We start from the raw sequence: 13,556 nt of genomic DNA on the forward strand, positions 1-13,556 counted from the left end.
AATCGCCGGTGAGGCGGATTATCCCCTGGATAAAGGGAGAAATCGCGTGAATACAGCCGCCATCCAAAGACCCGGCGCCAAAGCCTGGGCCCTGCTTTTTCTGCTTGGCCTCATCTGGGGCGGCTCCTTCTTCTTTGCGCGCGTGGCGGTGCTCGAAGTGCCGCCCTTCACGCTGGTCTTCCTGCGCCTCGCGCTGGCCGCGCTGGCGCTTCATATCTATCTCCACGGCCGCTTTGGGCTATATGCGACGCTCCTTGCCAACTGGCGCCCCTTCCTCGTGTTGGGCTTTGCCAACAACGCCCTGCCCCACACGCTGATCTTTTTCGGCCAGACGGAGATCGGCGCGGGTCTCGCCTCCATCCTCAACGCCACTACGCCGATCTGGACCGTGCTGATCGCCAATCGCTGGACGAGCGACGAGAAATTCACGGCCGCCAAGCTTTCCGGCTGCCTTGCGGGCCTTGCCGGAACGGCGGCGCTGATCGGGCCTGGAGTGTTCGATGCGGCTTCAGCACCCCTCTGGGCGCTGGTGCTGCCCGTGCTCGCGGCCGTCTCCTATGGTGCGGCCAGCACTTATGGCAAACGCTTCCGCGATCTTCCCGCCCCGGTCACGGCGACAGGCCAGCTTACCGCCTCCTCGCTGATGATGCTGCCGGTCGCATTTATCGCCGATCAGCCCTGGCTGCTTCCGATGCCCTCCGCCGGGGTGATCGCTGCCATTCTCGGGCTGGCGCTTCTTTCGACCGCTTACGCCTATCTTCTCTTCTTCCGCATTCTGACACTGGCAGGCGCCACCAATACCTCGCTCGTGACGCTTCTCGTGCCGCCCAGCGCGATCCTTCTCGGCGCGATTTTCCTCGGCGAACGTCTGGCGCCGAGCCATGTCGGGGGCATGCTGCTGATCGGATTCGGGCTGCTTTTGCTCGATGGAAGGCTGTTTCGCAAGCGCGTCAAAGCCGGCAGCAAAGTGTCCTGATATGTCGCTAAGGAGGCCGGAACCTCACAAAACGTAACGAATATTAACAGCCCGAGAAGAGTTTTTTAACCCCCAGAAACTTGGATCTTCTGGATTTTTTTAGCTTAATATCAGCTACTTAATAGAGATTTTGAAAACTTATCCCCAGGACCATGCTGCGCCGCAGCATAAAAAGCGGCTTCCCATTTGCCACAAAACCGACATACACTCTAACGGTCAACGCAAGGAGGCAGACATGGGACGTGTTTATTCTCTCAATGTCCTGGTAGTCGGTGCAGCGTTTGTATTCGTGGCGTCAATGCTCTTCATCTAGGCGCCACAGGTTCTCCCCGCTACCAACCACTCTCGCATCCGTGAACGCTTGATACATCCAGCACTTTTCTGAAAACGCATGCTCCTTGGAGCATGCGTTTTTTCATGCGGCGGCCCCGGCCTTCTCTTCCATCCGGCGGCGTCCGAGCCTTTCGAGCACGGCGGAAACGAGCGGCGCGCGGTTCATCGTATAGATATGGAAATCGCGGATACCGCGGCCCATCAAATCCTCGATCTGCTCGGCAGCAATATCGGCCGCGATTTCTGCACGCTCCTCGGGCTTGTCATCATAGCCCTCGAACCGATCGTCCAGGAATGACGGGACGGACGAGCCGCAGCGTCGCGCAAAACGCTTCAACTGCGTGAGGTTCTGTATGGGCATGATTCCCGGAACGACGGGAATGGTGATGCCGGCCGCCGCTACCTTTTCCAGGTAACGCTCGAAGATGTCGTTGTCGAAGAAGAATTGCGTCAGCGCCCGGTCAGCGCCCGCGTCCGCCTTGCGCCGCAAGGTCTCGATGTCGGCGGAAAGATCAGGGCTTTCGGGATGCTTCTCCGGATAGGCGGAAACGGAAATATCGAAATCGCCGAACTCGACCAGAGCCCGCACCAGATCCGCCGTGTCAGAATAGCCTTCCGGATGCGGAGCATAGGCCGTGCCGATGCCGCCCGTCGGATCGCCACGCAGCGCCACGATACGGCGCACACCCGTGGCGCGGTACTCATCCACGACCGCACGCACTTCTTCCCGGGAAGCGTCGACGCAGGTCAGGTGGGCCGCCGTCGCAAGCGGTGTTTCATGGATCAGGCGGCGCACGGCCTCGATCGTCGGCGCCTTGGTGGAGCCGCCCGCGCCATAGGTGACCGAGACGAAATCGGGGTTCCAGGAAACGAGCTTCTCGACCGTATCCCAGAGCTGGGCCTCCATCTCGTCCGACTTCGGCGGGAAGAATTCGAAGGAGACGCCGAAGGCTTCGCGCGCGCCGGTGGATTTCATGGTTCAGCTCCCGGAAAGAACGGAAAGGGATTCCGCCGGCGCGGTGTCGGCGATCAGCAGGCGGCGGTCGCGCGCAAGCCAGACGGTGGCGGTGAGCGCCGGAGCGCCCTGCTTGCCGGAGGCGAGGTCGATCGCCTCCTGCACTTCGAGGCCCACCTTCTCGAGCCATTCGGCCATCGTCTGATGCGAAAAGCCAAGGCGCACATGCGCATGTTCGTCGCGCAGGTATTCGAGCGCATGCGGCGCCAGATCGACGATCACCAGCCGCCCGCCGGGGCGCAGAACGCGCGCTGCTTCCGCAATCGCCAGCTCCGGCTGATCGAGGAAATGCAGCACCTGGTGGATGATGATGAGATCGAAATCCTGGCCCTCGAGCGGCAGGTTGAGGATATCGCCATGCCGCACCGAAGCCTTGACGATGCCCGCCTTGTCGAGATTGGCGCGCGCGACCGAGAGCATGTCGCGGCTCGCATCGATGCCGACGGCGCGACGGTAGATATCCGATAGCAATTGCAGGATGCGGCCGGTGCCGGTGCCGAGATCGAGAAGTGCGTCCACCGGAGTCCGGCCAATCATGCGAACAAGCGCCGCCTCTACGGCCGCGTCGCTCACATGCAGCTTGCGCAATTCGTCCCACGCGGAGGCATTCAGGCTGAAATAGGTCTGGGCGCGCTCGGCGCGCTGGCGCTTGACGGTCGCAAGCCGCTCGCCATCGCGCAACAGCACCGGGTCCTCCTCCGAAGCTGCAGCAAGAAGCGTGCGCACCAGCGCAGCAGCCTCCCCATCATGCTTCAGCCGGAAATAGGCCCATGCGCCTTCCTGATAGCGGTCGATGAGATTTTCTTCGGTCAGAAGCTTCAGATGCCGGGAAATGCGCGGCTGCGACTGGCCGAGGATCTCGGTAAGATCGGTGACCGTCAGGTCGCCGGCAGCCAGCAGCGCCAGAAGCCGGAACCGTGTCGGTTCGCCGGCTGTCTTTAGAACATCCACCAGGTTGTCGAGGGCCATTCCCATACGGCGCGTCCTCACCAATCAACATATAAAGATATGTTTATGTGATTTCGGAATTTTGCGCAAGCGATAACTGGAACCTTGCACATGACAAAAGGGCGATGCCGAGCATCGCCCTTTTGTCATTATCGATCGTTCGCTTGGCACCCTCGGCTAAGAAGCCAAGGGCATGGCCGAAACTTACCGCGTCAGCCGCTTGTAGGTAACGCGCTTGGGATTGACCGATTCCGGGCCCAGGCGGCGCATCTTGTCGTTCTCGTAGTCCTCGAAGTTGCCTTCGAACCACTCGACGTGGCTGTCGCCTTCGAAGGCGAGGATATGCGTCGCGAGACGGTCGAGGAACATGCGATCGTGGCTGATGATGACCGCGCAGCCGGCGAAGTTTTCCAGCGCATCCTCCAGCGCACCAAGCGTTTCGGTGTCGAGGTCGTTGGTCGGTTCGTCGAGCAGGATGACGTTGCCGCCGGATTTCAGCATCTTGGCGAGGTGCACGCGGTTGCGCTGGCCGCCCGAGAGATTGCCGACCTTCTGCTGCTGATCGCCGCCCTTGAAGTTGAAGGCGCCGCAATAGGCGCGCGAGTTCATCTCGAACTTGCCGAGCTTGAGGATATCGTTGCCGCCGGAGATTTCCTCCCAGACGGTCTTCGATCCGTCGAGATGGTCGCGGCTCTGGTCCACATAGCCGAGATCCACGGTATCGCCGACGCGGATATCGCCGGAATCCGGCTTCTCCTGCCCGGTGATGAGCTTGAACAGCGTCGACTTGCCGGCGCCGTTCGGACCGATGACGCCGACGATGCCGCCGGGCGGCAGCTTGAAGGAGAGATTTTCGAAGAGAACCTTGTCACCATAGGACTTGGAGAGGTTCTCCGCCTCGATGACCACCTGACCGAGGCGTTCGCCGACCGGAATGATGATCTGCGCTTCGCCGGGACGGCGGTTTTCCGCTGCAGCGACCAGCTCGTCATAAGCACGGATACGGGCCTTGGATTTCGCCTGGCGGGCCTTCGGCGAGGATGCGATCCACTCCTGCTCGCGGACGAGCGCCTTCTGGCGGGCGCCTTCTTCACGCTCCTCCTGCGCCATGCGCTTCGACTTGGCCTGCAGGTAGGCGGAATAGTTGCCCTCGTAAGGAATGCCGCGGCCGCGGTCGAGTTCGAGGATCCAGCCGGTGACGTTGTCGAGGAAGTAGCGGTCGTGGGTAACCATCAGGATGGCGCCCGGATATTCGCGCAGGTGCTTTTCAAGCCATGCGATGGTCTCGGCGTCCAGGTGGTTGGTCGGTTCGTCGAGCAGCAGCAGGTCGGGCTGGCGCAGCAGGAGTTGGCAGAGCGCGACACGGCGCTTTTCACCGCCGGAGAGATTTTCGACCGAGGCGTCGCCGGGCGGGCAGCGCAGCGCATCCATCGCCATCTCAACCTGGCTTTCCAGATCCCAAAGGTTCTGGCTGTCGATGACGTCCTGGAGCTTGGCGCCCTCTTCCGCCGTCTCGTCGGAATAGTTCATCATCAGCTCGTTGTAGCGGTCGAGGATCGCCTTCTTGTCGGCTACCCCTTCCATGACGTTTTCCATCACGGTCTTGGACGCATCGAGTTTCGGCTCCTGCGGCAGATAGCCGAGGGTGGCGCCTTCCGCCAGCCAGGCCTCGCCGGTGAATTCCTTGTCGAGGCCGGCCATGATCTTGAGGACGGTCGACTTACCGGCGCCGTTCGGGCCGAGAATGCCGATCTTGGCATCGGGATAGAAAGAAAGGTGGATGTTTTCCAAAACCTTCTTGTTGCCGTAGGACTTGTTGAGCCCGGCCATGTGATAGATGAACTGACGTGCCATGAAGAGCGCTCCGCGAGGGGGAATTTTGGGTTTGCCGCTATGTAGGCGAAGAAAGCCGCAGGGGCAATGCGTCTGCTGGGGAGGAATGGGATGTTCGAGGAAACGAAATGGTTCTCCAGCCCGACTGGCGCAAGCCTCGCCTATCATTATCAGCCGGCAGCGGCGCCGCCGCGCGGCATCGTCGTGGTCAGCCATGGGCTTGCCGAGCATTCCAAACGCTACCGCGATTTTGCCAGGGCAATGGCGAGCAATGGTTTCCACGTCTACGTCCACGATCACCGCGGCCATGGCGAAACCGCTGCACCGGATGCATCGATCGGCCGCTTCGCGCGGCGAGACGGCGCGCGCCGGGTGATCGAAGATGTGAAGGCAATACGCGATATGGCCGTGGCGGCGCATCCGGGCCTGCCGGTGCTTCTCTTCGGCCATTCCATGGGCGGGCTCATAGCGCTCAATGCGGCCATCGAATACCCAGGGGATTTCGCTGCCCTCGCCGTCTGGAACTCCAATTTCAATCCCGGCCTTGCCGGCCGGGCTGCCCAGGCGATCCTGCTGGCAGAAAGGGCACTGAAGGGTTCGGACGTCCCGAGCGGCCTTCTGCCGAAACTGACTTTCGCCGCCTGGGGAAAATCCATCCCCGGCCATCGCACGCCGTTCGACTGGCTGAGCCATGATCCGGCGATCGTCGACGCGTATATCGCCGATCCCCTCTGCGGCTTCGATGCCAGCGTATCGCTCTGGCTCGACCTCTTCGAACTGACTTTCCGCGCGCCGAAGCTTGCGCGCCGCCTGCCGAAGGATTTTCCGATCCATCTCGTGGGAGGCGCTGAGGACCCAGCGACAAATGGAGGTCGGGAAATTCTCTGGCTTGCCGACCGCCTGAAGAGACTCGGCTTCACGGATGTTTCCGTGAAAATCTGGCCGGCTACCCGCCATGAGACCCTGAACACGACCGTGCGCGCGGAAGCGTCCGCCGAACTTGCGGAATGGACAAAGCGCGTGCTGCCGGTGCTAGCGCCGGCCGCGACGGAATGAGTTCATGACATTTATTCAAGTGCTTCCGGCTGAACTCCCGGCTATAGAAATTTCAGGCGATCGGCAGGAGGAACGGTCGATCGTCTTCGCGTGAAAGTGGAGCAGCATGACTTCGCCAGCCGGCAATCCTGCCAATATTTCCGCCCCGTCGACCGGGATCGCCAACGGCCTCGGCCTGATGGTGCTGGCGATGCTCATCGCACCGCTGATCGACACTTTCGCCAAGCTCGCGACGGTTAGCGCATCGCCGACGGTCATTACCACCGCCCGCTTCTTCTTTCAGGCGGTCTTCATGCTGCCGCTGGTGCTGTGGAACGGCTCCTGGCGCAATTTGTCATGGCGGATGAGCGGATTCCATGCGATCCGCGCAGCGCTCATCACGCTTTCCATGGTCTGCTTCGTCGCAACGCTTGCCGTCATGGAAGTGGCCGATGCGGTCGCGATCTTCTTCGTCGAACCGATCATTCTCACCGTGCTTTCGAGCATCTTCCTGAAAGAGACGATCGGTTGGCGTCGCTATACCGCCTGCTTTGTCGGCTTCATCGGCGCGATGATCGTCATCCGGCCGAGCTTCGAGGAGATCGGTTACGTCGCTCTCCTGCCCATCGTCACCGCCTTCTGCATTGCGATCTTCGCCTTGATGACACGGGCGCTTGCCCACCGGGAAGACCCGTGGTCCATGCAGTTCCAGATGGCGCTCTGGGGCCTGCCGATCTGCGGGCTCTTGCTGGCGTTCGGGCACATGGCCGATATCGATGTCCTGAGGCCGTCGCTACCCGATTTGCGTATCTGGACCCTTCTTGCCGGCGTCGGCCTCGCGGCCGCCGTCTCGGGCATATTGTCGGTCTATGCCTACCGGGCGGCCCCGGCATCCGTGCTGGCGCCGCTGCAATATCTGGAGATCGTCTCGGCCACCCTGTTCGGCTGGCTGGTTTTTGGCGACTTCCCGGATGCCGTGAAATGGCTCGGCATAGCCATTATCATCTGCTCCGGCCTCTACATCATCTGGCGGGAGCGGCGCGTCGCATCCAAACCCGTGACCCGCTCCAGCGAAACATCCGTGAACCCTTAAAGCCGATATGATCGATAACCACCAGAAACAACCGCCGCTTTCCGGAATTCGTGTCATCGAGCTTGCCCGCGTGCTGGCCGGCCCCTGGGCGGGGCAGATTCTGGCCGATATGGGCGCCGATGTTATCAAGGTGGAGCATCCGGAGGGCGGCGACGATACCCGCACATGGGGGCCGCCCTTCGTGGAAGGCAAGGACGGCGAGAACCTTTCTGCCGCCTATTATCACGCCACCAATCGCGGCAAGCGTTCCATCGCGATAGACCTGAAGACGGAGGAAGGCCAGCAGACCGTCCGCCGCCTTACCGCCACCGCCGACGTGCTGATCGAGAACTTCAAGCTGGGCGGTCTCGTCAAATACGGGCTCGACTACGAAAGCCTCAGAAAGATCAATCCGAAGCTCGTCTATTGCTCGATCACCGGCTTCGGCCAGAACGGCCCCTATGCCAATCTCGCGGGCTACGATTACATCGTACAGGGCATGTCGGGCTTCATGTCGATCACCGGTGAGCCGGACGGTCAGCCGATGAAGGCGGGCGTTGCGATCGCCGACATCTTCACCGGAATCTATGCCGTCACCGCCATCCAGGGCGCATTGATCCATGCGATGAGAACAGGTGAAGGCCAGCTCGTCGACATGGCGCTTCTCGACGTCCAGGCCGCGGTGCTCGCCAACCAGAACATGAACTATCTGGTCTCCAGCAAGGCGCCCACCCGCCTGGGCAACGCTCATCCCAATATCTCGCCTTATGAAGTGGTTCCCGCGGAAGACGGGCACCTGATCCTTGCAGTAGGCAATGATGGCCAGTTCCGCCGGCTCTGCCGCATCCTGGGCATGGAGGCGATGGCGGATGACGCGAGATTTGCCACCAACAAAGCGCGCGTCGCCAATCGCGACGAAGTGCGCCGCCTGGTGACCGCCGAGACCGCGAAGTGGAAAAAGGTCGACCTGCTGGCGGCCTGCGGCGAGAATGCCGTGCCGGCCGGACCGATCAACTCCATCGAGGAGATGTTCGAGGACCCGCAGGTGAAGGCCCGCGAATTGCGTGTCGATCTCGAAGCGGCGGATGGCACGGTTATTCCCGGCGTCCGAAGCCCGATCGTTCTGTCGGAAACGCCGTTGCACTATAGCCGCCCGAGCCCGAAACTCGGGGAACACACGGCCGAAGTGCTGGCCGAACTCGCTCAACTGGAAAACAAGGGGAAACAGGCATGAAGACCGGAGGCCAACTCATCGTCGAAACGCTGAAGGCGAACGGGGTCAAGCGCGTCTCCTGCGTGCCGGGAGAAAGCTATCTGGCCGTGCTCGATGCGCTTTACGATAGCGGCATCGATGCGCTCGTCTGCCGTCAGGAAGGCGGCGCGGCGATGATGGCCGATTGCTGGGGCCGCCTCACCGGCGAGCCGGGCATCTGCATGGTGACCCGCGGGCCCGGCGCCACCAATGCTTCTGCCGGCCTGCATGTCGCAATGCAGGATTCCGTTCCGATGATCCTCTTTATCGGCCAGGTCGGCCGCGACATGAAGGAGCGCGAAGCCTTCCAGGAGGTCGAGTACCGCCGCGCCTTCACCGAGTTCGCGAAATGGGTGGGCGAGATCGACGATGCCCGCCGCATTCCGGAATTCGTCACCCGCGCCTTTGCCGTGGCGACCTCCGGCCGTCCCGGTCCCGTCGTTCTGACGCTTCCCGAAGACATGCTGACGGACGAGGTCGAAGCCCCGGCAGCGCGGTCCTATGCTCGCGTGGAGAGCCATCCGGGCAAAAGCCAGATCGCGGCCTTCGAGGCGATGCTGAAGGAAGCCGAGCGCCCGATGTTCATCCTCGGCGGCACGCGCTGGAACGAACGGGCGGTGGCCGATTTCCAGGCTTTCGCTAGCCGCTTCAAGGTTCCGGTCGGCTGCTCCTTCCGCCGACAGATGCTGTTCGACCACCTGCACCCGTCCTATGCCGGCGACGTCGGCATCGGCATCAACCCGGCGCTCGCCAAGGAGATCAAAAACGCCGATCTGCTCGTCCTCATCGGCAGCCGCATGTCGGAAATGCCCTCCTCCAGCTACACGCTGATCGACATTCCCTATCCGAAGCAGAAGCTCGTCCACGTCTTCCCCGATCCGGAAGAACTTGGCCGTCTCTACCGCCCGGACCTCGCGATCTGTGCCGCCCCTGCCGAATTCGTCGCAGCCATTAAAGAGCTGGAACCGCCGGCCCTGCCGCTCTGGGCGGAACGCAAGTCGGCCATGCATGACGCCTATCTCAAATGGTCGACGCCGCCCGAGAAAGGTCCCGGCGCCGTGCATATGGGGCCGATCATGCAATGGATCGAGGAGAATGTGCCGGACGACGCGATCTTCACCAACGGCGCCGGCAACTACGCCACTTGGCTGCACCGCTTCCACCGCTTCCGGAAATACAATACCCAGTCGGCGCCCACGTCCGGCTCGATGGGCTACGGCCTGCCGGCGGCGGTCGCGGCCAAGCAGCTTTTTCCCGAGCGTGAGGTCGTCTGCTTTGCCGGCGACGGCTGCTTCATGATGCACGGCCAGGAATTCATCACCGCCGTTCGCTATGGGCTGCCGATCATCACCGTGCTTGTCAACAACGGCATCTACGGCACAATCCGCATGCATCAGGAGCGGGAGTATCCGGGCCGCGTCAGCGCGACAGACCTCGTCAATCCGGATTTCGTCGCCTATGCGCAGGCTTTCGGCGGGCATGGCGAACTGGTGGAAAAGACGGAAGATTTCGGCCCGGCCTATCTCAGGGCGCGGGCAAGCGGCAAGCCGGCAATCATCGAGGTGAGGCTCGACCCGGAGGCGATCACTCCGGCACGTACGCTGACGCAGATCAGGAACAAGAGCTGAGCGGTGAAATAGAATTGAAAAAGCCGGCGGAAACGCCGGCTTTTTTCATGATTGGAGCCTTGCATCTCTCTCGGCGTCATCCTTGGGCTTGTCCCGAGGATCTAATCACGTTTGACGTGGACAGATGCTCGGCACAAGGCCGAGCATGACGGAGGGGGTCTGCTCGAAATCAGACCGCGGCCGTGACGATGAACTCGACCTTGTACTTCGGCGCGGCGAGCTTGGCTTCGCTGGTGGCGCGGGCCGGCGGATTGGCCGGGTCGATCCAGGCTTCCCAGACGGCATTCATCTCGCCGAAATAGGACATGTCCGAGATGTAAATGATCGTCTGCAGGATCTTGGACTTGTCGGAGCCGGCAGCGGCAAGCAGGCGATCCACTTCGGCAAGCGCCGACTTGCACTGATCGGTGACGCTCTCGCCTTCGCCGACCTGTCCGGCCAGATAGACGGTGTTGCCGTGAACGACGGCACCGCTCATGCGGGCGCCCGGCTCGATGCGCTTGATGGTCATGGATATGCTCCTGAATTTATGTGCTGCGGGGAAAGCCTCGCGCCAAGGCACGAGGCATGAGAAGATATCAGCCGCGGATGTGCTGGCTCTTTTCGTAGATGGCCGTGGAACGCGCGCCGGAGCGGCAGAAGCCCAGCATCGGACGCGGGAATTCGTCGAGCGCGTCGACCATTGCGTTGACGCTCTCGGCCTCCACGCCCATGCGACCGACCGGGATGTGCCGGATGTCGAGGCCCAGCTCCTTCGCGCGCGCCTCGATCTCGGCGAAGTGCGGCTGGCCGGGTTCCTCGTCGTCCGGACGATGGCAGACGATCGATTGAAATCCCATCGCCTTGATCTGATCCAGGTCCTCGACCGTGATCTGTCCGGTAACGGAATACTCGTCGTTGATCTGGCGGATGTCCATGGCAATGCCCTCCGGCTTTTCGATGAGGCCCAACCCATTACGATGACGCCGCCGGGGCGTCAATCACGCTCTTGGATAAGCATCAGACGAAGCAGAAACGCAGAGCGTAGTCGATGCTGCGGCCGGGCTTGAGCAAGTGGAGTTCGCCCTTTTCGGCAAGCTCGTAGCGGCTCACCCAGCGATGGGAGACCGGCTCTATGCCGAGCACATGCGCGGGCGCCTGCTGATTGCGCCAGATCTGCAGATGCGGCAGCGTGTCGGTGCGGAACTTGACCTTCAGCGTCAATCCGCCGATGGCCGCGATCGGGCCAAGAGCGATCTGCGCCCACTGTTCGCCGGCCTCACTCGCCGGCACGCAGAAGACGCCGCCGGGATCCTCGCCGAAGCTCCAGGGAAAACCTCCGCCTTCCAGCATCCTGCCGGTAAGCTTCACATGGTCGTCGAAAAGCCAGGCGCCGATGTTCATATGGTACATGTGAACCGGCGCGAATGCCTTCGTGCCCGTATTCGTCAGCTTGTCGGCAAGGGAGACCTCGCCCGTCGCCCCGTCGATCCGCCAATGACGCTCGAGGAGCGCCGTCCCGCCATTCGCCATGGTGACCGGCACCCGCGCGCGGCATTCCGCGCCCTCCTCCTGCGCGTCCCAGAAGACGATTTCGGCCGGATGCGAGGAGAAAGAGCCATGCAGCGGATATTTCTTTCCGTCCGCATGTTTCTCGATCGGCTCCGGGTGGCGGATATGGTCCGGCCCGCAGGTAAAGAGGAACCCTTCGAGCGAATGATCGATTCGCGGATCGCCGTCGTCGGGGATGGCCCGGCCGGGCGCGAGATCGACCCCGCCTATCCAACATGAGCCGATATCGAGAACCGACGCCTGGTCCAACATCAGCTTCGGTCCGGCAGCCGCGGAAAACGCCTTCATGTTCGCTCCATTTTGGTCACTACACATAGGTGGTTACGCATTAGATGGAGGATTTTAAGGTTCTATTCACGGCGAATTCATTTTTTCCACACTACTGTCAAAATTACTTTGTCTGTGGCTGGAACTGCACGGATACGGAACCAATCCTATCCTTCAGGTTTTGTGGCTGAAAGCATCTTAAGGAACTGGTGTCATCGTGAAGCGCTTCTATCTAGCAGGCCTCGCTCTCGCCCTCGCGGCGGCGCTTCAAGGCACGTCCTCGGCCGAGGCTCAGGTCCGATACTATGACCGGTATCCGTCCGACGCGGTTCTCGTCGCACCGGATGGCGCGATCCTCGACTATATACCGGAAGAGGGTGAAGTAACCATCCGCCAAGATCGCAGGGGACGCCGGGTCTTGGTCGATGCCTACGGCAATGTCGTAGCGACCGAGATGCGTCGGGAGGGTTCCCGCCCGCGTGGCGTCGACGAATACCCGCCTCCTCCCGGCGGCTATCGGGATTATGGTGGGGGTGGTGGTGGCGGCTACCGGGATTACCGCGAGTACCAGCCGGGCGACCCGGATGTGGTCACCGGCTCCGTTCCGCGCTACGATTCCGTCACCCGTATGCCGCTGGAAGAATCGCCGCCGCCCGGCGTCGACGCCCCGAACGGAGACCTGGCCTCGATCGAACCGGAAGAGCAGCGTCGCGAAGCGCTGGAGCCGGAACAGCCCATCATTCCGGTGACGAAGAAACCGCGCGCGGAAATCGCCGCCCTGCAGGTATTCCTCGACCGTGAAGGCATCTCGCCGGGCGTCATCGACGGCCATCTTGGCGGGAACGTCAACAAGGCGATCGCCGCCTGGCAGGAAATGACCGGCGAAACGCTCGATCCGAACAATTCCGAAGACATCATGCGCCGGCTTTCCTATTCCGGCGGCCTGCCGATCGTCGACTACACGATCACGGCAGCGGATGCGGCCGGTCCCTACGTGGCATCGATCCCGGAAGACTATGCGCACAAGTCCCAGATGCCGGCCATGTCGTTCACCTCGACGAGCGAGAAGCTGGCCGAGCAGTTCCACATGGACGAGAGCTATCTGAAGGCGCTCAACCCCGGTGTCGACTTCACCATTCCCGGCACGATCATCAAGGTCATCAATCCCGGTCAGCCGAAAGCCGGTTCCGTCACCCGCATCGTGGCGGATAAAAGCAAGAAGCAGGTCTTCGCCTACGGAGCGGACGGCAATCTGATCGCCGCCTATCCGGCAACGATCGGATCGACGGACACCCCCTCCCCGACCGGCACGCATACGGTGCAGCGCATCGCGCTCGATCCCGGCTATACCTATAACCCGAAGATCAACTTCAAGCAGGGCGACAACGACAAGATCCTGCAGATCCCTCCAGGCCCGAACGGTCCCGTGGGCACCGTCTGGATCGCGCTTTCCAAACCCACCTACGGTATCCATGGCACGCCGGAGCCCTCCAAGATTGGCAAGACCAACAGCCATGGCTGCGTACGCCTGACCAACTGGGATGCGACCGAGCTTGCCAAGATGGTGAAGCCCGGAACCACGGTCGAATTCACTGAGTGATGCGTTCCGCCAAAATGCTCAAAACGAAAGGCGCCCCGATCGGCGC

General features: G+C 61.8%; 12 protein-coding genes. 6 read left to right on the forward strand and 6 right to left on the reverse strand.

The features are described from left to right. Positions 1 to 46: 46 nt before the first annotated feature. The gene (locus YH62_RS15940) at positions 47 to 976 is read left to right on the forward strand and encodes a DMT family transporter (protein ID WP_082118373.1); all 930 of its coding nucleotides are present in this window, start codon (positions 47 to 49) and stop codon (positions 974 to 976) included. 415 nt (positions 977 to 1,391) lie between these two features. Here YH62_RS15940 and metF read toward each other — a convergent pair whose 3' ends face one another. From metF to ettA, 3 genes are all read right to left on the reverse strand, one after another. After that, positions 1,392 to 2,285 carry a methylenetetrahydrofolate reductase [NAD(P)H] gene (gene metF / locus YH62_RS15945; protein ID WP_046795241.1) on the reverse strand — a complete coding sequence of 298 codons (894 nt, stop codon included), beginning with the start codon at positions 2,283 to 2,285 and terminating at the stop codon, positions 1,392 to 1,394. Positions 2,286 to 2,288: 3 nt separating this feature from the next. Continuing rightward, positions 2,289 to 3,299, reverse strand: coding sequence for a metalloregulator ArsR/SmtB family transcription factor (locus YH62_RS15950; protein WP_046795242.1), 1,011 nt, complete (start codon positions 3,297 to 3,299; stop codon positions 2,289 to 2,291). 177 nt (positions 3,300 to 3,476) lie between these two features. Next, positions 3,477 to 5,126, reverse strand: a complete 1,650-nt coding sequence (gene ettA, locus YH62_RS15955; protein ID WP_046795243.1) for an energy-dependent translational throttle protein EttA — start codon at positions 5,124 to 5,126, stop codon at positions 3,477 to 3,479. 90 nt (positions 5,127 to 5,216) lie between these two features. On the opposite strand from ettA, the gene YH62_RS15960 reads away from it, so the two are divergent. From YH62_RS15960 to YH62_RS15975, 4 genes are all read left to right on the forward strand, one after another. After that, complete coding sequence (locus YH62_RS15960) at positions 5,217 to 6,161, forward strand: alpha/beta hydrolase (protein ID WP_046795244.1); 945 nt, start codon at positions 5,217 to 5,219, stop codon at positions 6,159 to 6,161. A gap of 106 nt (positions 6,162 to 6,267) precedes the next feature. After that, positions 6,268 to 7,233: a DMT family transporter gene (locus tag YH62_RS15965; RefSeq protein WP_046795245.1), complete on the forward strand. Its 966-nt coding sequence runs from the start codon at positions 6,268 to 6,270 to the stop codon at positions 7,231 to 7,233. A 7-nt stretch (positions 7,234 to 7,240) separates the two neighbouring features. Then, the gene (locus YH62_RS15970; RefSeq protein ID WP_046795246.1) at positions 7,241 to 8,446 is read left to right on the forward strand and encodes a CaiB/BaiF CoA-transferase family protein; all 1,206 of its coding nucleotides are present in this window, start codon (positions 7,241 to 7,243) and stop codon (positions 8,444 to 8,446) included. Continuing rightward, positions 8,443 to 10,092: a thiamine pyrophosphate-binding protein gene (locus YH62_RS15975; protein ID WP_046795247.1), complete on the forward strand. Its 1,650-nt coding sequence runs from the start codon at positions 8,443 to 8,445 to the stop codon at positions 10,090 to 10,092. Before YH62_RS15970 ends, YH62_RS15975 begins: the two co-directional genes overlap by 4 nt. A 169-nt stretch (positions 10,093 to 10,261) precedes the next feature. On the opposite strand, the gene YH62_RS15980 is transcribed toward YH62_RS15975, so the two are convergent. From YH62_RS15980 to YH62_RS15990, 3 genes are all read right to left on the reverse strand, one after another. Beyond that, on the reverse strand, positions 10,262 to 10,603 hold the full coding sequence (locus tag YH62_RS15980) for a RidA family protein (RefSeq protein WP_046795248.1): 342 nt from the start codon (positions 10,601 to 10,603) through the stop codon (positions 10,262 to 10,264). 67 nt (positions 10,604 to 10,670) lie between these two features. Further along, complete coding sequence (locus tag YH62_RS15985; protein WP_046795543.1) at positions 10,671 to 11,009, reverse strand: TIGR01244 family sulfur transferase; 339 nt, start codon at positions 11,007 to 11,009, stop codon at positions 10,671 to 10,673. A gap of 82 nt (positions 11,010 to 11,091) precedes the next feature. Continuing rightward, on the reverse strand, positions 11,092 to 11,931 hold the full coding sequence (locus tag YH62_RS15990; protein WP_046795249.1) for a DUF4432 family protein: 840 nt from the start codon (positions 11,929 to 11,931) through the stop codon (positions 11,092 to 11,094). Positions 11,932 to 12,127: 196 nt separating this feature from the next. On the opposite strand from YH62_RS15990, the gene YH62_RS15995 reads away from it, so the two are divergent. Beyond that, a complete protein-coding gene (locus YH62_RS15995; protein WP_046795250.1) occupies positions 12,128 to 13,510 on the forward strand; it encodes a L,D-transpeptidase in 1,383 nt (460 codons plus the stop codon). Positions 13,511 to 13,556 lie beyond the last annotated feature (46 nt).

It is taken from the genome of Rhizobium sp. LC145, from assembly GCF_001005825.1.
Taxonomy (GTDB): domain Bacteria; phylum Pseudomonadota; class Alphaproteobacteria; order Rhizobiales; family Rhizobiaceae; genus Neorhizobium.

Excerpts from the sequence above, each read along its gene's own strand:
- metF (WP_046795241.1), bottom strand. The coding sequence starts at position 2,285 with ATGAAATCCACCGGCGCGCGCGAAGCCTTCGGCGTCTCCTTCGAATTC.
- YH62_RS15950 (WP_046795242.1), bottom strand. The coding sequence starts at position 3,299 with ATGGGAATGGCCCTCGACAACCTGGTGGATGTTCTAAAGACAGCCGGC.
- ettA (WP_046795243.1), bottom strand. The coding sequence starts at position 5,126 with ATGGCACGTCAGTTCATCTATCACATGGCCGGGCTCAACAAGTCCTAC.
- YH62_RS15960 (WP_046795244.1), top strand. The coding sequence starts at position 5,217 with ATGTTCGAGGAAACGAAATGGTTCTCCAGCCCGACTGGCGCAAGCCTC.
- YH62_RS15965 (WP_046795245.1), top strand. The coding sequence starts at position 6,268 with ATGACTTCGCCAGCCGGCAATCCTGCCAATATTTCCGCCCCGTCGACC.
- YH62_RS15970 (WP_046795246.1), top strand. The coding sequence starts at position 7,241 with ATGATCGATAACCACCAGAAACAACCGCCGCTTTCCGGAATTCGTGTC.
- YH62_RS15975 (WP_046795247.1), top strand. The coding sequence starts at position 8,443 with ATGAAGACCGGAGGCCAACTCATCGTCGAAACGCTGAAGGCGAACGGG.
- YH62_RS15980 (WP_046795248.1), bottom strand. The coding sequence starts at position 10,603 with ATGACCATCAAGCGCATCGAGCCGGGCGCCCGCATGAGCGGTGCCGTC.
- YH62_RS15985 (WP_046795543.1), bottom strand. The coding sequence starts at position 11,009 with ATGGACATCCGCCAGATCAACGACGAGTATTCCGTTACCGGACAGATC.
- YH62_RS15990 (WP_046795249.1), bottom strand. The coding sequence starts at position 11,931 with ATGAAGGCGTTTTCCGCGGCTGCCGGACCGAAGCTGATGTTGGACCAG.